Origin of the sequence: Streptomyces genisteinicus, from assembly GCF_014489615.1 — a bacterium.
GTDB lineage: Bacteria > Actinomycetota > Actinomycetes > Streptomycetales > Streptomycetaceae > Streptomyces > Streptomyces genisteinicus.
In genome coordinates this window covers 6,438,840-6,455,803 of sequence record NZ_CP060825.1, presented here as the reverse complement: position 1 = coordinate 6,455,803, position 16,964 = coordinate 6,438,840, and the positions used below count along the sequence as shown (strand labels likewise).

Annotated in this window: 14 protein-coding genes and 1 pseudogene; 4 read left to right on the top strand and 11 right to left on the bottom strand. The window is 75.4% G+C overall.

From position 1 onward, the window contains the following. Positions 1-97 precede the first annotated feature (97 nt). Positions 98-568, bottom strand: a pseudogene (locus IAG43_RS27785) (GNAT family N-acetyltransferase); the annotation flags it as partial. Positions 569-790: 222 nt separating this feature from the next. Then, positions 791-1,216, bottom strand: coding sequence for a VOC family protein (locus tag IAG43_RS27780; RefSeq protein ID WP_187744672.1), 426 nt, complete (start codon positions 1,214-1,216; stop codon positions 791-793). A 179-nt stretch (positions 1,217-1,395) separates the two neighbouring features. Between IAG43_RS27780 and IAG43_RS27775 the strand changes: the two genes are divergently transcribed. Continuing rightward, complete coding sequence (locus IAG43_RS27775; RefSeq protein ID WP_187743414.1) at positions 1,396-1,977, top strand: hypothetical protein; 582 nt, start codon at positions 1,396-1,398, stop codon at positions 1,975-1,977. A gap of 71 nt (positions 1,978-2,048) precedes the next feature. On the opposite strand, the gene IAG43_RS27770 is transcribed toward IAG43_RS27775, so the two are convergent. The 4 genes from IAG43_RS27770 to IAG43_RS27755 all read right to left on the bottom strand — a co-directional run bounded on the left by IAG43_RS27770 (position 2,049) and on the right by IAG43_RS27755 (position 6,472). Further along, positions 2,049-2,711 carry a DUF4352 domain-containing protein gene (locus IAG43_RS27770; RefSeq protein ID WP_246574589.1) on the bottom strand — a complete coding sequence of 221 codons (663 nt, stop codon included), beginning with the start codon at positions 2,709-2,711 and terminating at the stop codon, positions 2,049-2,051. 220 nt (positions 2,712-2,931) lie between these two features. Next, positions 2,932-3,591, bottom strand: a complete 660-nt coding sequence (locus IAG43_RS27765) for an SMI1/KNR4 family protein (protein ID WP_187743413.1) — start codon at positions 3,589-3,591, stop codon at positions 2,932-2,934. 86 nt (positions 3,592-3,677) lie between these two features. Then, positions 3,678-5,645 (bottom strand): glycoside hydrolase family 5 protein, encoded by a 1,968-nt coding sequence (locus tag IAG43_RS27760; protein ID WP_187743412.1) that lies wholly within the window; start codon positions 5,643-5,645, stop codon positions 3,678-3,680. Between the two features lie 209 nt (positions 5,646-5,854). Next, complete coding sequence (locus tag IAG43_RS27755) at positions 5,855-6,472, bottom strand: isochorismatase family protein (protein WP_187743411.1); 618 nt, start codon at positions 6,470-6,472, stop codon at positions 5,855-5,857. 98 nt (positions 6,473-6,570) lie between these two features. On the opposite strand from IAG43_RS27755, the gene IAG43_RS27750 reads away from it, so the two are divergent. Further along, positions 6,571-7,386: an N-formylglutamate amidohydrolase gene (locus tag IAG43_RS27750; RefSeq protein ID WP_187743410.1), complete on the top strand. Its 816-nt coding sequence runs from the start codon at positions 6,571-6,573 to the stop codon at positions 7,384-7,386. 81 nt (positions 7,387-7,467) lie between these two features. On the opposite strand, the gene IAG43_RS27745 is transcribed toward IAG43_RS27750, so the two are convergent. Next, positions 7,468-7,923: a pyridoxamine 5'-phosphate oxidase family protein gene (locus tag IAG43_RS27745; protein ID WP_187743409.1), complete on the bottom strand. Its 456-nt coding sequence runs from the start codon at positions 7,921-7,923 to the stop codon at positions 7,468-7,470. Between the two features lie 291 nt (positions 7,924-8,214). Between IAG43_RS27745 and IAG43_RS27740 the strand changes: the two genes are divergently transcribed. Then, a complete protein-coding gene (locus tag IAG43_RS27740; protein WP_187743408.1) occupies positions 8,215-9,324 on the top strand; it encodes a hypothetical protein in 1,110 nt (369 codons plus the stop codon). Positions 9,325-9,467: 143 nt separating this feature from the next. Here the strand turns inward: IAG43_RS27740 and IAG43_RS27735 are convergent, their stop codons facing one another. From IAG43_RS27735 to IAG43_RS27720, 4 genes are all read right to left on the bottom strand, one after another. After that, positions 9,468-11,555 carry an iron ABC transporter permease gene (locus IAG43_RS27735; protein WP_187743407.1) on the bottom strand — a complete coding sequence of 696 codons (2,088 nt, stop codon included), beginning with the start codon at positions 11,553-11,555 and terminating at the stop codon, positions 9,468-9,470. A gap of 4 nt (positions 11,556-11,559) precedes the next feature. Further along, a complete protein-coding gene (locus IAG43_RS27730; protein ID WP_187743406.1) occupies positions 11,560-12,543 on the bottom strand; it encodes an ABC transporter substrate-binding protein in 984 nt (327 codons plus the stop codon). Then, positions 12,540-13,349 carry an ABC transporter ATP-binding protein gene (locus IAG43_RS27725; RefSeq protein ID WP_281404000.1) on the bottom strand — a complete coding sequence of 270 codons (810 nt, stop codon included), beginning with the start codon at positions 13,347-13,349 and terminating at the stop codon, positions 12,540-12,542. The genes IAG43_RS27730 and IAG43_RS27725 overlap by 4 nt, the downstream gene beginning before the upstream one ends. 843 nt (positions 13,350-14,192) lie before the next feature. After that, positions 14,193-16,010: a rhamnogalacturonan lyase gene (locus IAG43_RS27720; RefSeq protein WP_187743404.1), complete on the bottom strand. Its 1,818-nt coding sequence runs from the start codon at positions 16,008-16,010 to the stop codon at positions 14,193-14,195. 319 nt (positions 16,011-16,329) lie between these two features. On the opposite strand from IAG43_RS27720, the gene IAG43_RS27715 reads away from it, so the two are divergent. Next, the gene (locus IAG43_RS27715; protein ID WP_187743403.1) at positions 16,330-16,836 is read left to right on the top strand and encodes an NUDIX domain-containing protein; all 507 of its coding nucleotides are present in this window, start codon (positions 16,330-16,332) and stop codon (positions 16,834-16,836) included. Positions 16,837-16,964 lie beyond the last annotated feature (128 nt).

Sequence of the window (16,964 nt, the reverse complement as noted above, 5' to 3'; positions counted from 1 at the left end):
ACCCGTCGCGGGGCGTCGTGGGCACGGGGGTCCGCGGCATCCGCCCTCCTCCACGGGCGCCGGACGCCGCGGTATCTGCGGCGTCCGCAGCGTCCGCGGCGGACAGTTCCACGACCACCTCGTCGCCCTCGGAGCCGGCCGTGGGCCGGAAGCCGAGCGAGGTGTAGAGGCGCGCGGCGGGCTCGTTGTCCGGGTCGTACGACAGGCGCAGGACGCGGCAGTCGTCCTGCGTCGCCAGCCGGCTCATCAGGGTCCGCACGGCCGCACGGCCGACGCCCGTGCCCTGCGCGGGTCCGTCGACCAGCATGCCGCCGATCCAGTGGGAGCCGTCCTCCTCGTCGCGCGCCCACATCACATGGCCGACCACCACGCCGTCGGCGGTGACGGCGAGGGAGTTCCACACGCCCTCGCGCGAGGACAGCAGCAGGTAGCGGGCCGCCAGCGCGGGCGCGAACCGGCGCTGCCCGTCCAGCGGGGCGATGTCGGCGACGGCACGCCAGTTGTCGTCGTCCACGGGGCACAGGGCGATGTGCCGCCCGGCCCGGTCCAGCAGTCCAGAACTGATCACCGGCGCAGGATACGCAGCCGCCGGGCCCCGTGACCAAGGGTTTCGGGCGGCGTCCCGGCCGCCGACGACCCGTGGAGCGAGCGGGCTCCGGGGCTGTCTGCCCGGTGGCGCCGCCCCGCGGCGATCTCGTCCGCGACGACCGACCGACCGGACGCTCTCGTCGCCCCGGACGCTCCGCCGGAGCACGCTGAACGGGGCCCGGGCAGGGCGCGTGGCCGGCCCTCAGCCGATCCGTTCGGCCAGGGCGACGATGATGCCCGCGGGACCGCGGAGGTTGCAGAGGCGGTAGGCGTTCTCGTACTGCGTGACCTCGCCCAGGAGTTCGGCGCCGTGACCGCGCAGCCGGGCGACCGTGTCGTCGAGATCGTCGACGGCGAACATGACGCGGTGCAGGCCCAGGGTGTTGGCGGGCGGTTCGAGCGGGGCGGCGGGTACGGCAGCGGGGGCGTGGAACACCGTCAGTTCCAGCTTGCCGTGGCCGTCAGGGGTACGCATCATCGCGATGGCGCTGCGGACCCCGTCGAGACCGAGCATCCGGTCCGGCGTGGTGCCCTCCAGCAGTGCCTCGCCCTCCAGTTCCATGCCGAGCTCGGTGAAGAAGGCGACGGCACCCTCCAGGTCGTCGACGACGATGCCCACGTTGTCCATCCGCTGAATCCCCACGGGGTGCTCCTCCTGCGTCGCGCGGTCCGTGCCGCTGCTGCTCGTGCTGCTCGTACTGCTCGTACTGTCCCGGGGACGGAGCCCGCATCGCGTTCTCGACACCCGGGCCGGGTGCGTTCCCCGCAACGGGGGGCCGCGGACCGCGCCCGGCGTAGGGTGCCGTCGTGACCGGTCCCACCGCAGAGCGTGCCCTGCTCTTCCTCGATGTCGACGGCCCGCTCCTGCCGTTCGGCGGGGACCCGGGCGACTACGCGGTCTTCGCGCACCCCGGCGCCGAGGCCGCCGGAAACCCCCTGCTGTCCCGGCTCGACCCCGGGCACGGACCCCGGCTGGCCGGGCTGGCGTGCGAGCTCGTCTGGGCGACGACCTGGATGGACGACGCCAACGCCTGCCTCGCACCGCTGCTGGGGCTGCCTCCGCTGCCGGTGCTCCAGTGGCCGGACGGCTCCGCTCCGGTCCCGGACTGCTCCGGCTCCGCCCGTGTCCCGGACACGGCCGGCGCGGCGTCGGGGAGCGCCGTGCACGGCAAGACACCGGCGATCGTCGACCGTGCGGCGGGGCGCCCGTTCGTCTGGATCGACGACGAGATCTCCCCGGCGGACCGGGCATGGGTGTCGGCGTGCCATCCGGGCCCCGCCCTCCTCCACCGCGTCGACGCACGCCGCGGCCTCACCGGCGCCGACTACCTGACGGTCGAGGCGTGGCTGCGGGCAGCATCCGCCACCGGGGCCCGGCGGGGCCGCTGATTCCGGGAAGGCGCCGGGCCGTGGGCGGGGACGCGGGTTCCCCGGAGGTGCCCCCGCGGGCCGGACCGGGGTCAGGGCGCGGGGTTCGTCTCGACGCGGAAGAGCGGGCGCTCGGCGTCGTCGGCGAACTCCAGTGTGCCCGGCCGGCCGTCGGGCACGACGAGGAGCGTGGTGCCGCGCACGAACTCGCCGGGCCGGGGCTCGGCCTCGTTCAGGAGGAACTCCTTCTCCAGTCCGACGCCTTCGCAGTCGCCGCCGATGTGCTGGTCGGCCGTCGTCGTCTCGCCGTCCTCGCCCGTCCAGCGGGCCCGCGTCAGCGGCGCGGTGTCGAACTCGGCGCCACCGGTGTTCTCGACCTTGAACTCCAGGCAGACGAAGGTCGTTCCCGGCTCGGCGGTCTCCGGATCGAGGTACTCGCCCTGCGGGAGGCGGTCGGCCTGCTTCAGGCCGGTGAGAGTCACCTCGGCCTCGGTCGCCGGCTCGCCGAGCGTGTCGTCGCCGGGGATGCGCACGGTCGTGCTCTCCCCTTCGGCGAGCACCGGCACGTCGTCCCGCGACGCGGTCGGCGTGGCGGTGCGGGCACCGGCCTCCTGTGCGGCCGCGCCGGCGGACCGGGACGGTCCGGGCGCGTCGCCGCCGCTCCCGCCGCACCCGGCCGAGACGGCCGCCAGCGCCGCGGCGGCGACGGCGGCGGACAGCGCGCGCCCTCTCGGGCCCCGTGGTCTTCCGTTCATGTCTGCGCCTCTCCCTCGGGGCACCCCCGCTGTCATCAGGTTCCGTCCTGGGGCCGCGATGCGCAGGTCGGGCCCGTGGAGGCCGGGCGGCGGGCAGGGTCGCAGGCCGCGTCGGCTCGGTGCCCGGCGGCCGTCGGAAGGGCTGCGGGGCCGCTCAGGCGCCGCGCTGCGGCGCGGGCGGCCCGCCGGGTACCGAGCCGACGCGGCCCGGCGCCGCGGCTCAGGCGCTCCCGGCCGGGCCGTCCACGGCCCACGCGGTGCGTTCGGCCCCGGCCAGCCAGTGCAGGTACCAGGCGGCGAAGGTCAGGTTCCCGGGGCCGGAGACGAGGCGCTGGGGCACGATTCCCTCGCCGACGGCGCGGACGTCCTCCCACACCGTGCCGCCGTGGGGTCCGGCGAGCACGAGGACGTTGTAGTAGGCGCAGCCGCGGTCGCCGATGTGGAGGGTGCCGTCGGTGAGGGCGTCGTACAGGGCGTCCTCACGGGCCTGCCAGGCGGCGTGGGCGGTGGCGAAGGCGTCGTCGTCGGGGTGGTCGGCCGGGCGGGGCTGTGCGAGGGCGTGTTCGTCGAGCAGGGCCGTGAGTCCGGGACGGAAAGGCCGTGCGGCCGGGCCTGCGGCGGGCGGGGCCCCGGGAGCGGGCGGACTCAGCGGGAAGAGTCCGTAGTCCGGGCCCGCTCCCCCGGCTCCGACCTCCAGGAGGAACGCGCGGTACTCCGGAGGCAGGGTGACGCCGAGATGCGTCTCCACCGCCGCGAGCTGCCCGGTGGTGAGGGCGGGGAGCAGTTCGAAGCCGTGGCCGGAGCCGCCCGCGCCGAAGACCTCGCGCCGTCGGGGCGCGTCCCGCAGCGCGAGCACCCGCTCGCGCACACCCGTCCACATCGTGTCGCTCCCGTCCCGCCGCCGTCGGCCGCATCCCGTGGAGGATGCTGTCACGGGCAACCGGGCGGCCCTGCCCTGCCCCGCCCTCAGAGCAGCTTTCGGCAGAGGAGCGCCGCCGGGTTGCCCGAGGAGCCGAGGCGGGTGGTGTACGCGATGCCGGCCGCGTACTCGCCGTCCGCGCACTGGCCCTTGTAGCGGCCGTGGGCGAATTCGCCGCCGCGGGCGGACGCGGGGCGGTTGTCGCCGCGGTCGAACCACACGGTGCGGGCGTCCTCGCCGAGCCGGGTCCGGGACTCGGCGCACAGGGCGGAGGAGACGGTGGCCCCGCGGACGGCGTAGCCGGTGAGGAAGTGGCCTGCGGGACACTGGAGTTTGGTCCAGCCGCTCGCCCAGTCGCCGCCCTGCGGCACGTGGCGTTCGTCGCGGACCACCTCGTGGCGTCCGCCCGGGGCCCAGAGATCGCGGGCGGCCGTGTCGGTGCACAGTCCGCGGTTGCCGGTGCGGCTCAGCCCGGCGAGGCGCTGCCCGTCGGGGCAGGCGGCCTTGCGGGCGCCCGGGTCCCAGTCGCCGGTGTCGCGCATGCGCAGGGAGCGGACGGCGTCGGCGTGGTCGGGGGCGAGCATCGACCAGCGGTCGGTGACGGGGACGGGGCCGGTGCGGCCCTGGGCGCCGACGAGGCGGCTCCAGGCGCCCGCGCGCCAGTCGTCGCCGTCGTACACCCCGGCGCGCCGGCCGGCGGAGTCCCAGTGGAGCAGGGCCCAGCCGTTGCCCTTGCGGTCCTGGTGCCAGCCCACCAGCGGCCAGTACGCGAAGTCGGCGTCGGCGGCCACGAGATGGTCGACGAAGTTCTCGAACCAGGCGCGCTGCTTCGCTCCGTGCTCGTCGCGCCCGCCGACACCGAACTCGCTGATCCACACGGGTGCCGTGAAATGCCGCTCCCCCTCGGCGGCGACGTAGAGGGCCTGCCGGTTCAGGGCGTCGAGCAGTTCCCCGCGGCTGAGGTCCTGGTAGCGGGGGTCGGTGGTCTCGCCGATGCCGGTCGCTCCGCTGTGGTTCGGGCCGGTGTATCCGTAGAAATGGGCGGAGTAGACGAGCTTTCCGGAGCGGACGAGGGTGTGGGAGAGGTGCCGGACGGGCTCCAGGGTGGGGCGTCCGTGCGGGAGGCCGTCGACGGGGATGCCGGTCCAGTTGATGCCCTCGACGATGACGAGCAGGTCGGGGTGGGCCTCCCGCAGGATGCGGTCGGCGACGCGCTGGGAGGCGGCGAACCAGTCGTGGCGGTCGCCGCGGCCCCAGTTGGGGTCGTCGAGGACGGAGCGGCGCACCTCGTTGTAGAGGTCGGCGCCGACGACGCGCGGGTTGTCCCGGTAGCGGCGTGCCATGAACAGCCAGTCGGCCTCCCACTCGGCGTCGGTGCGGCTCGCGTTCCAGCGTTCGTTGCCGTCGACGCCGCAGCACCAGCGGGTGGTGTTGGTGTGGTTGTTGAGGACGACGGCGAGTCCGGCGTCGGTGAGTGCGGTGACGGCGGCGTCGTACACGGCGAGCGGGGTGCGGCCGCGCAGCTGGGGGTTGGCGGCGACGGAGGCGTCGGCGACGGGGCGGGTGTCGTGCACCATCTCGTTGGAGAACGGCAGGCGGACGCTGTTGAGGCCGAGTTCGAGGAAGCCGTCGACGATCTCGGTGATCGGCGCGCGGTCGAGGCCGAGGGGGATGCGGTCCGCCTTCTCGCCCGCGTGGTGGTTCGCCGGGTCCTCGCGGTCGCCGGAGCCGGTCCAGGTGCCGCTCGCGCCGTGCCAGTTGCCGGACTTCAGCTTGAAGCGGTCGCCGTCGGCGTCGACGATCCAGCGGCCCCGGGTGCTGAGCGGGGGCGTCCAGTCATCTGCCCGCGCGGCGGCTGGGGCGGGGGACGCGGGTGCTCGCGCGCCGGGGGCGGTCGCGGTCGCGGCCTGCGGGGGACCGGGGGGCGGCGGGGCGGGCGGGGCGGCGCCGATGAGCGTCAGGGCCGCCAGCGCGGCTGCCAGGGCCGTCCGGACAGGGGTGAGGTGCAGGGCCATCCGTCCGCCTCGGAGAAATCGATCGCCGGTCGCCATGACATGGTTGTCATGACTGCGCCATGATGCGGGTCGCGCGGGCCCTGCGCCACCGTGCCGGCACGACTCGGCCGGATCCGGACGCCGTGACGCGGCGGGGCGGCGGGCGGGGCGGCCGCCGGGCGCGGGCCGCGAGGGCGGAGGGCCCGGCCGGCACGGCATCTGACGGACCCTCAGGCGGACGGCACTCCGGACGGGCGCTCTCCGGCCGGTGACCGTCCCGCCGGGGGCCCGAAGGTCACGTCCGCGGCGCGGGGGACCACCTCCACGTCGCTGCCCAGGGCCCACTCCGCGACCCGGGACACCACGGCGGCCGGCACCCGGTCGCCGAGGCCCGGCACGGGCGGGATGTCCTGGGTGGCATGGGCGTCGTGCGGCAGGACGACGCGGTAGTCCAGCGCCAGGGCCGTACGGGCGGTGGCCTGGACGCACATCTCCGACATCACCCCGCAGACGGCGAGCGCCCGCACGCCGTGCCGCCCCAGCAGCTCGCCGAGACCCGTCTCCGCGAAGCCGTCGTCGTGCGGCTTGCGGACGACCGCCTCCGAAGGGCCCTCCTCGACGGGGTGGTGGAGTTCCCAGCCCGCTGTGTGCGGCTCGTCCTCCGCACCCGGCGGGCCGTCGTTCTGGAGATGGACGACGAGCGCGCCGGCCGCCCGCGCACGGGCGAGGAGGCCGGCGGTCCGGTCGACCAGCCGCGCGGCGTCGGGCACCGCGCCCGCACCGGTGACGAAGGCGGACTGGACGTCCACCACGATCAGGGCGCCGACGGGCGGCACGGGGTTGCTCATGCCGCCATGATCCCGGCCGGGCGGACACCGCTCCACCGGGTTTCGCGGCCGCGCCGCACTGACAGCCGGCTGTCAGTGGGGTGTGATCGGATGGCGGCATGAACGAGACCGCCGCCGCCGGCTTCAGGCTGCTGACCGGGGACCCGGACTCCCCCGTCGTGCTGCACGTCCCGCACGCCTCGCGGACCGTGCCCGACGACGTCCGCCGGGACATCGCGCTCGACGGACCGGCGCTCCACCGGGAGCTCGACCACATCACCGACGCCTGGACGGACGAGATCGCCGCCGGAGCCGCCGCCGACGCCGCGGTCCGGCCCTGGCGCTTCGTCAACCGGCTGTCGCGGCTGGTGGTCGATCCGGAGCGGTTCCCGGACGAGCGCGAGGAGATGCTCGCGGCGGGCATGGGCGCGGTCTACACCCGGACCACGCACGGCGAGACGCTGCGGCCCGGGGATTTCGACGGGCGCGCCCTGGTCGCACGGTACTTCACGCCCTACGCGCAGGCCCTCGAGGAGGCCGTGGACGAACGGCTCGCCGCGACCGGGCGCGCGGTGGTCCTCGACGTGCACTCGTATCCGACCGTCCCGCTCCCCTACGAACTGCACGGCGAGGGGCCCAGACCGCCGGTCTGCCTCGGGACGGACTCCTTCCACACGCCGCAGGAGCTCGTCGCGGCCGCGCGGGAGGCGTTCGCGGAGTTCGGGGGGACGGGCCTGGACAGCCCGTTCGCGGGGACGTACGTGCCGTTGAAGCACTACGGGAAGGACTCCCGGGTCACCGCGCTGATGGTCGAGATACGCCGGGACGTCTACATGTCCGAGCCCGGCGGCGCCCCGGGACCGGGTCTGGGCGCGCTCGCCGCGGCCCTGGCCCGGCTGGTGGACGCGGTGGGCGCGGTGGGGGTGCCGGGATGAACGGGGGCCGACGGCAGCAGGGGCGCCGGGCGGTGAACCGCCCGCCGCCGGGCAGGCGCCCCGGATCGGGCCCCGGGGCGGTCAGGACCTCCAGCGGCCGTCGCTCATCAGGTCGCGGCCCTGGATCTCGTTCACCTCGCGCCATGCCTGCACGGTCACCGGGGTGACGCGGAACCAGGGGTAGGCGGGCCTGGCCGCACGCGGGTCGAACCCCGTGCGGGCGGCGAAGGCCTCGGCCTCGCCCGGTGCGAGACCGGCGGCCTCCAGCACGGCGACCGTCCCGTGGACGAGGACCACGTCGCGGGTGCCGCCGAACGCCAGGCGCACCTCACCGCTGGCCAGGAGGTTGCGCGCGGTGGGGTTGTTGCGGTGGGTGGCGAGCAGGAACGTCGTCCCGTCCCAGCGGAACGACAGCGGGACGAGATACGGGTGGCCGTCCGCGTCCGCGGTGGCCACCCACACGTCCACATCGGTCTCGAACCGCCTGCGGGTGTCGTCGAGCCGCTGTACGAGCGTGCGGGGTGCGTCGGTGGTCATGCGCCGCTTCCGTTCCGGCCGGCCGGCCCGCGAGGCGGTGCCGGGGAGGGGTGACGGGCGCCCGGAGGGCGCCCGCCCGCCAGCATGGCCCACGCCCGGGACGGGCCGGCGCCCGGGGGTGCACACGGACCGGGACGGCCCGCTGCCCCGGGGGTGCGCGCGGACCGGCGCGCGCCCCCCGCCGCGATCTACCCAGCATCCCCTCGCTGCGGGAGACTTGGACGTTTCGCAGCACCGCGCTCCCCCGTGCGACAGCGGCGGGGCGGGCGTCCGGCAGAGGGAGACTCCGCGATGACCGGCGTACCCACCGATCCCCTGACCGACGACGAGATCATCGCGGCGGTCGCCGCGCACCTGGGACTGCACGACGCCTCGGACCGGCTGCGGCTGGCCGGCACGGCGCGGATCACCCGGCAGCCGCTCCTGGACTGCACCATCACCCGGTGCGTCGAATCACGCGTGGAATCCGGGGCCGAGGAGAAGCGCCCGGCGCCGTACGACCTGTCGGACAGGCCGGTCTACGACGACCTCGACGCCTACGACCCGGGCCCGGTGAAGAGCGTCCACCGCCACCGGACGCTGCGTCTGGTGCTGCGCGACTCGGCCCGGGAGGCCGACTGCACCGAGTGCCGGCACGGCCGGCGGCAGTGCCCCAACTGCCGCGGCCGGGGACGTCAGGAGTGCCCGCCGTCGCAGCCGTGCACCCTGTGCCGCGGCATGAACCCGTGCACCGCGTGCGAGGGCAAGGCGGGCGGCGGGCGGCGCGGCACCTCCGTCGAGCCGCCCGTGCCGCGGAAGGTGAGGCAGCCGCACGTGCGGATCGGCTGCGACCTGTGCGGGCAGGAGGGCACCGCCTGCCCCGGCTGCCGGGGGCGGGGCAGGATGCGCCACGAGGAGTGCGACGGCACCGGGGAGACCGGGTGCGGCTCCTGCGGCGGGAAGGGCAACGAGGAGTGCGTCCTGTGCAAGGGCAGGGGACGTCTGACCGTGTGGCAGGGCGCGACGATCGTGCGGGCCCCGGTCACCGAGTCGGTGGACCCCCCGCCGCCGCACCCGCCGTGGCTCGTCCGGCGGCGGCTGCGGAACCGGGGCGCGTGGCGCGCCTGGGTGGTCGCCGACGGCGACGGCCTGCCCGCCGGCCTGGCGTCGCACCACCGCCGGGCCGTCGAGCGGCGGCTCGTGCGCCGGAAGGGCGAGATCGCGCGGGAGGTGTCGGTCCGTCATCTGCCGCTGGCGCGCGTGGAACTGGACGAGCTGCCGGCCAGGGTGCTCCACGTGTACGCCGGGCACGCGGAGCCGCAGGTGATGTGGGTGCCGTCACGCCGCGTGCTGGCACGCGCGTCCGCCGCGGCCGCGGGGTGCGCGACGGCCGTGGCCCTGCTGCTGGCGGCCCTGCGCTGAGGAGCGCCCGCACGGGGCCCGGGGTTCGGTGAGGCGGCCCGGGCCCGCGCCCCCGTGCCGACGCGCGGAGTCCCGGGGCTTCGGCCCCCGGGACTCCGGGCGGGACGGACGGACGGACGGGCGGGTCCGGCCCGTGGCAGTGCCTAGCGGCGGCTGCGCACCAGCAGCCACAGGAAGTACGGCGTGCCGATGACCGCCGTCATCAGACCCGCGCCGAGCTGCGACGGGGCGATGACCGTGCGGCCGAGCAGGTCCGCCGTGCACACGAGCACCGCGCCCAGCAGCATCGAGACCGGGATCACCCGCACGTGCCGGCGGCCGGCCAGGGCGCGCGCCGCGTGCGGGGCGACCAGGCCGACGAAGGCGATGGTGCCCGCCGCGGCCACCGAGGTGGCGCTCAGCACGACCGCCGCCGCGAGGAAGCCGAACCGGGTGCCGGGCAGACTGAGTCCGAGCAGCCGCGGGGTGTTCTCGTCGAGCGAGACCAGGTCGAGTTCGGTGCGCCGCACCGTGGCCGCCACCGCGCTCACCAGCAGGACGCCGACCAGGGGCAGCGCGTCGGGGAAGGTCCGCCCGTAGGTCGAACCGGACAGCCAGGTGAGGGCCTTCGTCGCGTTGAACGGGTCGGTCAGCACGATGATCAGGCTGATCAGGGCCGTGGTGCCGGTGGCGACGCCGATGCCGACGAGGACCAGGCGGTTCTGCTGGAACCCGCCGCGGGCGGAGAGCCCGAAGACGAAGACCGCCGCGACGGCCGCGCCCGCGAAGGCGGCGCCCGCGATGCTCCACGACCCGGCCAGGGGCACCGTGGTGACGAGGAGCACGGCGCCGAGCGCGGCGCCGCCGGAGACGCCCATGACGCTCGGCTCCGCGAGCGGATTGCGGGTCACCGCCTGGATCAGGGTGCCGGCGAGCGCGAGCGCGGCGCCCGCGAGGAGCGCGGCGACGACCCGGGGCACCCGGGTGTCGAGGACGAACGTGACCGACCTTCCGGCGTTGCCCTGCGTCCAGTTGACGACGTCGCCGAGGAGCAGCTTGGCGTCGCCGAGGAGCACGCCCGCGACGACCACGCCGGCAAGGGCGGCCACCAGGACGCCCACGGTGGTGAGGAAGGCCGCGCGGCTGCGGATGCGGAGCCGGTCGACGGCGGCCGCGCCGGCGGTGTCCTTGACCCGGACGGCCATGGCCACGAGGAACACGGCGCCGACGATGCTGGTGACGACGCCGGTCGGTACGGCGACCGCGAGGTCGGCGCTGACGAAGGTGCGCAGCAGGACGTCCGCGCCGAGCACCAGTCCGGCGCCGGTCAGTCCGGCCACCGGGATCGCGCGGCGGGATCGGGTGAAGCCGCGGAACCGGCGGGCGAGCGGACGGACCAGCGCGGGGGCGACCAGGCCGACGAACCCGATGGGTCCGGCGAGGGTGACCGAGGCGGCGGACAGCAGCGCGGCGAGGGTGACGACGGTGACGCGGGTGGCGCGTACGGGGACGCCCAGGCCGCGGGCCGCGTCGTCGCCGAGGGCCAGGGCGTCGACCCGGCGGCCGACGAGCAGCAGGCCCACGAGGCCGGTCAGGGCCAGCGGCAGCATCTGGAGGACGCCGCCGAATCCGTTCTGGCCGATGCTGCCCTGGTTCCACTGGTAGAGGCCCTCGGTCTGCTCGGGGAAGAGCAGCAGGAGGCCTTCGGTGACCGAGGCGAGGCCGAGCATGAGGGCGGTGCCGGCGAGGACGAGGCGGACGGTGCCGGCCCCGAGGCCGGAGAGTCCGAGGACGACGGCGGCCGCGGCGAGGCCGCCGACGAGGGCGACGCCGGAGGAGGCGATGAACGGCAGCGAGACGCCGGTGACGGAGACGACGGCGAGCGCCAGGTAGGAACCGGCGTTCACGGCCAGGGTGTCGGGCGATGCCAGCACGTTGCGGCTGACCGTCTGGAGGGCGGCGCCCGCCATGCCGAGGGCGAATCCGACGACGATGGCGGCGGTCATCCTCGGCAGCCGGGAGGCGATGACGACGGACGCGTCGCCGGGCTCGGCCCGGCCGGTGAGCGCCTTCATCACCTCGGAGGCGCCGACCGCCGCGGTGCCCTGGGTGATGTCCACCAGGGCGAGCACCGCGACGAGCAGGACCAGCGCGGCCGTCACCGCGGCCGCGCCCGTCCGCGGTGCGGCCTTCGTGTCCGGCTGCTGCGGCGAAGGCCGGCGGGTGTCGGGAGTGGTTGCGGTGACGGCCATGGCGTTACTTCGTGAGCGCGGCGACGACGGCGTCGACGTACGCCTCCATGGAGGCGGGTCCGCCGAACATCCAGATGCCGTCGTCCAGGCGGTGGACGTTGCCCTTCTTCACGAACTCCAGGTTCTTCCAGACGGCGTTGTCGGCGAGCTCCTTGCCGAACGGGTCGCTGGAGGCGTCGGTCTTGTTGCCGATGTACGCGAAGTGGACGTCGCCGAGGGAGGTGAGGCCCTCGACGTCGGTGGAGGCGAGGCCGTAGGCCGGGTCGCCCTCCATCTTCCAGGCGTTCTTCAGACCGAGCTTCTCGTTGACCGCGCCGAGCAGCGAGGTGCCCGTGTAGGGGCGGACGGAGACCTGGTTCGACTGGACGTAGCCGTCGGCGAAGGCGAACTGGGCGCCGCCGAGACCGGCGTCGGCGAGGGCCTTGCTGCCCTCGGCGATCTTGGTGTCGAGGGACTTCTTGGCCTCGTCGGCCTTCGTCTCGGTGCCGGTGGCCTGGGCGATGAGGTCCAGGTTCTTCAGCATCTGGCCGATCTGGTCCTTGCCGTCGGCCGAGGTGACGGTGAGGACGGGGGCGACCTCGCGGAGCTGCTTCACGGCGGGAGCGGGCAGGTCGCTGGTGGCGACGATCAGGTCGGGCGCGAGGGCGGCCACGGTGTCCATGCTGGGCTCGCCGCGGGTGCCGATGTCCTTGGGCTCGTTCTTCAGCGGGACGCCGGAGGCCCAGGCCTTGTAGCCCTTGACGTCGGCGACGCCGACGGGGTCGACGCCGAGCGTCACGAGGCTCTCGACGACGTTCCACTCGGTGCCGACGACCTTCTTGGCGGGGCCGTCGAGTTCGACCTTGGCGCCGGTGGCGTCGGTCAGGGTGATGGACGTGGGCTCGGCCGAGGCCTTGTCGGTGTCGTCGGCGGCCGGTTCCGTGGTGCCGCACGCGGACAGGGCGAGCGCGGCGGCGACGGTGGCCGCGGTGGCGATGAGGCGTCTCATGAGGGTGTGCCGAGCCTTTCGGTTCTGGTGTGGTGGCGGCCTATCGCGCGGGTGCGCAGGCGGCCGGTGAGGGGGTCGGTGTCGACCTCGATGCGGATGCCGTAGGTGCCGGTGAGCCGCTCGGGCGTCAGCACCTCCTCGGGCAGGCCGTCGGCGACGACGCGTCCGGCTTCGAGGAGCACGACGCGGTCGGCGACGGCCGCGGCCTGGTCGAGGTCGTGGAGGACGACGCCGACGGCGATCCGGTGGTCGTCCGCCAGGTCGCGTACCAGGTCGAGGAGTTCGACCTGGTAGCGGAGGTCCAGGTAGGTGGTGGGTTCGTCGAGGAGCAGGACGCCGGTGTCCTGGGCGAGGCATCCGGCGAGCCAGACGCGCTGGAGCTGGCCGCCGGAGAGGTGCTCGGCTCCCCGGTCGGCGAGATCCTCGACGCCGGTCAGCCGCAGCGCGCGGTCGACCGCCGCCCGGCCGTCCGGGTCGGCTCCGCCCCAGCGCCCGCGGTACGGGTAGCGGCCGAACTCGACCACGTCGCGGACGGTCAGGCCGCTGGGCGTGGGGCGCGCCTGGGTGAGGAGCGCCACGCGGCGGGAGAACTCGCGCGGGCTCAGGGCGAGCGCGTCGGTCTCCTCGTCGATGGTGACGGTGGCGCTCCGGGGGCGCTGCAGGCGGGCCAGCGTCCGCAGGAGCGTGGACTTGCCGCTGCCGTTGGGGCCGACGAGCGCGGTCACCCGGCCGGGCCGCAGGGTCATGGCGGCGTCGTGCACGACGTCGACACCGTCGTAGGCGACGGTGACGCCGGTGGCCGACATGGTGTGCCCGCCCACGGTGGGTGCGTTGGCCGCTTCTTCAGCAGATCTCACGCTGCGAAGGTTAGCCTAACCTAAACCTTGCTGTTCAGAGGGGGGCGGAAACTTTTCCCCCGGCCGCCGGGAAGGCGGCCGGGCGCACGCTCCGGCGCACGGATGCGCCCCGGCGGACGGACGTCCCGGCGGCCGAAAACCGCCCCTGGTCCGGACCTGGCGTGACGGTGCCCGCCGCCCGTCCCCGGCATGGACACCGGCCGGCTCACCAGATGGGACACGTAAGGGAGTTCGGATCACCGGGCGCCTCCCGTCCGAGCGCGCCCGCCCCTGTCCGGGCCTTCCCGCCGCGGGCGCGGCCGGGACACGAACGGCTGCGCACGAAGGGCGCACCGGGGCGCGAAGAGGCGCACACCCGGGAGTGCGAAGAATCTCCCCAGCCGGCCGCCCCGCCGGAGCGGTGACGGGCGCACACCCGGGTTCGCGACGGGCCCCCGGCGGGCGACGCCGCCCGCGCGACCCGGGCACGGCGTTCGTCCACAGCCGGGTACCGCATCGTGCACCGCCCCCGGTGATCCGGCCCGCTTCCCCGCCCGGCGGATGGCAGCGTGGGGGTCCGCCCCGTCCGGGGCGGGGAGAGGAGACCGCCATGGGGTCGACGACGTTCAGGTGCAGCGGCTGCGGCGCGCACCACACCGGGACGTGGAGCAGGGACTACTGCGCGAAGAAGCGCGGGCAGACCAGTCCCGAGTAGCCGGCCGTGCCCGCGGGACGCTCCGGGCACGGCCGCGCGGAGCGTCGGGCGGCGGCGGTGCCGGACGGGACCGGCACCACCACCGCCCAGGGGCCCGCTCAGCTCTGCCCGAGGTGGAAGCTCGGGTGCGGGGGCTGGTTGTACGCGGTGTTCTGCCAGGCGATGCCCGTGCGGTACATCCGGTCCTGCAGCAGCGTCGTGAAGCGGTGGGCGGTCTCGATCGGTGTCGAGTAGACGCGCAGCGCTGTGTCGTCGGCCGTCGGCCAGACGACCTCCTCGCGCCAGTCGCCGAGGATGTCCCCCGACAGGGACGGCGTGGCCTTCGTCCCGTTGTTGGAGTGGACGCCGGAGGCGGTCAGCAGCCTGGTGTCGCCACCGGTCCCGTACTTGTCGATGCGGGTGCCGTCGAGGAGTTCACGGGTGGTGTCGCCGTCCCACCAGGCGAGGAAGTTGACGGACGACGGCTCGCGGCCCCGGGTCGCCCCGGTCCGGTCCCGGACGGAGGTGTCGGCGGCCGACCACATCTCCGCGCCGGGGTTGCCCGCCCAGATGTCGCCGGCGACGCCGCGGCCGTTGTCGCTGCCCGTCCCGGTCTTCCAGCGGACGGCGCCGTTCGACGGGTCGATGTACAGCGACGACGGCTGCGAGGCGGACTCCGAGACCTTGAAGTACTCCAGGCCCGGGTCGGACGGGTCGAGGTCGGCGAGGTGCTGGGCGTCTCCGTGGCCGGTGCGGGTGGTCCACAGGCCGTGGCCGTTGTCGTCCACGGCCATCGCGCCGTAGACGATCTCGTCGCGGCCGTCGCCGTCGACGTCGCCGACGGACAGGCTGTGGCTGCCCTGGCCGTCGTAGCCCTTGCCGGTGTTGGTCGAGCTGTTGGTGTCGAAGGTCCAGCGGCGGGTGAGCTTGCCGCCCTTGAAGTCCCAGGCGGCGATGACCGTGCGGGTGTAGTAGCCGCGCGCCATCACCAGCGACGGGGTGCTGCCGTCGAGGTAGGCCGTGCCGGCGAGGAAGCGGTCGACGCGGTTGCCGTAGTTGTCGCCCCAGGCGCTCACCGTGCCGCGGCCGGGGACGTAGTCGACGGTGGAGAGCGCCGCGCCGTCCGAGCCGCGGAAGACGGTGAGGAACTCCGGTCCGGTGAGGATGCGGCCCTCGCTGTTGCGGTGGTCGGCGGAGGCGTTGCCGATGACGGCGCCGAGGCCGTCGCGGGTCCCGTCGGCGGTCTTGACGGCGATCTCGGCGCGGCCGTCGCCGTCGTAGTCGTACACCTGGAACTGCGTGTAGTGCGCGCCGGAGCGGATGTTGCGGCCCAGGTCGATGCGCCACAGCCGGGTGCCCTCGAGGGTGTAGCCGTCGAGGATCGTGTTCCCGGTGACTCCCGCCTGGGAGTTGTCCTTGGAGTTGGTGGGGTCCCACTTGAGGACGAAGTCCAGGTCGCCGTCGCCGTCGAGGTCGCCCACGGAGGCGTCGTTCGCCGCGTAGGTGTAGCCGGAGCCGCCGGCGGGCTTGGAGATCGGGACGTCGAGGTAGCCGGCCCGGAACTGCACGGCGTGCCCGGAGAACTCCTGCTCCTGGCCTCCGACGACCGCCTTCACCCGGTAGTCGGCGTGCGACGGGGCGTCCCTGTGGCGGAAGTTGGTCGAGCCGGTGATGGGCGCGTCGTTCACCTTGACGGTGCCGCGGTACACGTTGAACGCCACGTCGGCCGGGTCGCCGGACAGCAGCCGCCAGCTGACCAGGTTGTCCGCGCCGTCATGGACGCTGACGACTCCCCGGTCCAGGTTCTCGGCCCGGACCGAGGGGCCCGGGGCGGTGGCGGCGTGGGCGGCGCCGGAGTCCGGGGACAGCGACGGAAGGGCGGCGGCGGTGGCGACGGCCAGCCCGGCGGCGAGTGCCGCGCGGAGCGGCCGCGGCATACGGGACGGGCGCCTTCTGCGCCCGCCGGTTGGGTTGCGCACGTGTCCTCCTGACATGGGGGGCGAGGTCAGTGGCCTCGTTCGTCTGTCAGTGGGCGCCGGGCGGGGGGAGGTTGCCGCCTGTTTCCGCCGTGTCTCGCGGGTGTTGCGGGTGCGGCACGCGCCGCCGGGGCCCGTCCGCGGGGTGGGGGCGGGGCGGGCGCGGTGGGCGCGGGGCGGCCCGTCCGCCGGAGCGGGGGCGCCGGACGCGGCGGGTGCGGCGGCACGGCGCGGGTACAGTCCGGTCCTGACCGGCTCCGTCCAGGAAAGGTGCGTCCCCATGGCGTCCGAGAGCCCACCGCCCGCGACACGGCCGCAGCGGGTGCGCCCCGCGCCCAACGGGCTCGTCGGCGTCGGTGTCGTCGTCCTCGGGCCCGGGGGGCGGGTGCTGCTGGGGCTCGGGCACGACGGCCGCTGGGAGCTGCCCGGGGGCAAGGTCGACGCGGGCGAGGGATTCGAGGAGGCCGCGTGCCGTGAACTCGCCGAGGAGACCGGTCTGTCGGCGGCGCCCGCCGATGTGCGCGTCGGGACGGTGCTGATCGACACGGTGGGCGGCATCCCCCGGGTGACGGCCGCGGCGCGCGTCGCACGGACCGCGGGGACGCCCGCGGTCCGCGAGGCGGACAAGATCGCCCGCTGGGAGTGGTTCCCGCCCGATGCCCTGCCCACCGCGCTGTTCGCACCCTCCGCGGCGGTGCTGGCGGCCTGGTTCCCGGGCGCGGTGGCACCGGAGTCCGCGTTCCGCCGGTATCCGGGGACGGGCGCGGACGGCGCGTCCGCCGGCTGAGCGGCGGGAGCGGCCGTACCCGCGCGTGCCGCGCGGTGCGGCCCTCCGGGGCCGGGAACCAGGCCGCCAGCACCGCCGCGGGGTCCGGCGCACCCCGTCCGCCGCGCGGTCCGGCGTCCGGCGGCGCC

Excerpts from the sequence above, each read along its gene's own strand:
- IAG43_RS27765 (WP_187743413.1), bottom strand. The coding sequence starts at position 3,591 with ATGTGGACGGGTGTGCGCGAGCGGGTGCTCGCGCTGCGGGACGCGCCC.
- IAG43_RS27750 (WP_187743410.1), top strand. The coding sequence starts at position 6,571 with ATGAACGAGACCGCCGCCGCCGGCTTCAGGCTGCTGACCGGGGACCCG.
- IAG43_RS27770 (WP_246574589.1), bottom strand. The coding sequence starts at position 2,711 with ATGAACGGAAGACCACGGGGCCCGAGAGGGCGCGCGCTGTCCGCCGCC.
- IAG43_RS27755 (WP_187743411.1), bottom strand. The coding sequence starts at position 6,472 with ATGAGCAACCCCGTGCCGCCCGTCGGCGCCCTGATCGTGGTGGACGTC.
- IAG43_RS27780 (WP_187744672.1), bottom strand. The coding sequence starts at position 1,216 with ATGGACAACGTGGGCATCGTCGTCGACGACCTGGAGGGTGCCGTCGCC.
- IAG43_RS27760 (WP_187743412.1), bottom strand. The coding sequence starts at position 5,645 with ATGGCCCTGCACCTCACCCCTGTCCGGACGGCCCTGGCAGCCGCGCTG.
- IAG43_RS27745 (WP_187743409.1), bottom strand. The coding sequence starts at position 7,923 with ATGACCACCGACGCACCCCGCACGCTCGTACAGCGGCTCGACGACACC.
- IAG43_RS27725 (WP_281404000.1), bottom strand. The coding sequence starts at position 13,349 with ATGTCGGCCACCGGCGTCACCGTCGCCTACGACGGTGTCGACGTCGTG.
- IAG43_RS27715 (WP_187743403.1), top strand. The coding sequence starts at position 16,330 with ATGGCGTCCGAGAGCCCACCGCCCGCGACACGGCCGCAGCGGGTGCGC.
- IAG43_RS27730 (WP_187743406.1), bottom strand. The coding sequence starts at position 12,543 with ATGAGACGCCTCATCGCCACCGCGGCCACCGTCGCCGCCGCGCTCGCC.
- IAG43_RS27720 (WP_187743404.1), bottom strand. The coding sequence starts at position 16,010 with ATGCCGCGGCCGCTCCGCGCGGCACTCGCCGCCGGGCTGGCCGTCGCC.
- IAG43_RS27735 (WP_187743407.1), bottom strand. The coding sequence starts at position 11,555 with ATGGCCGTCACCGCAACCACTCCCGACACCCGCCGGCCTTCGCCGCAG.
- IAG43_RS27740 (WP_187743408.1), top strand. The coding sequence starts at position 8,215 with ATGACCGGCGTACCCACCGATCCCCTGACCGACGACGAGATCATCGCG.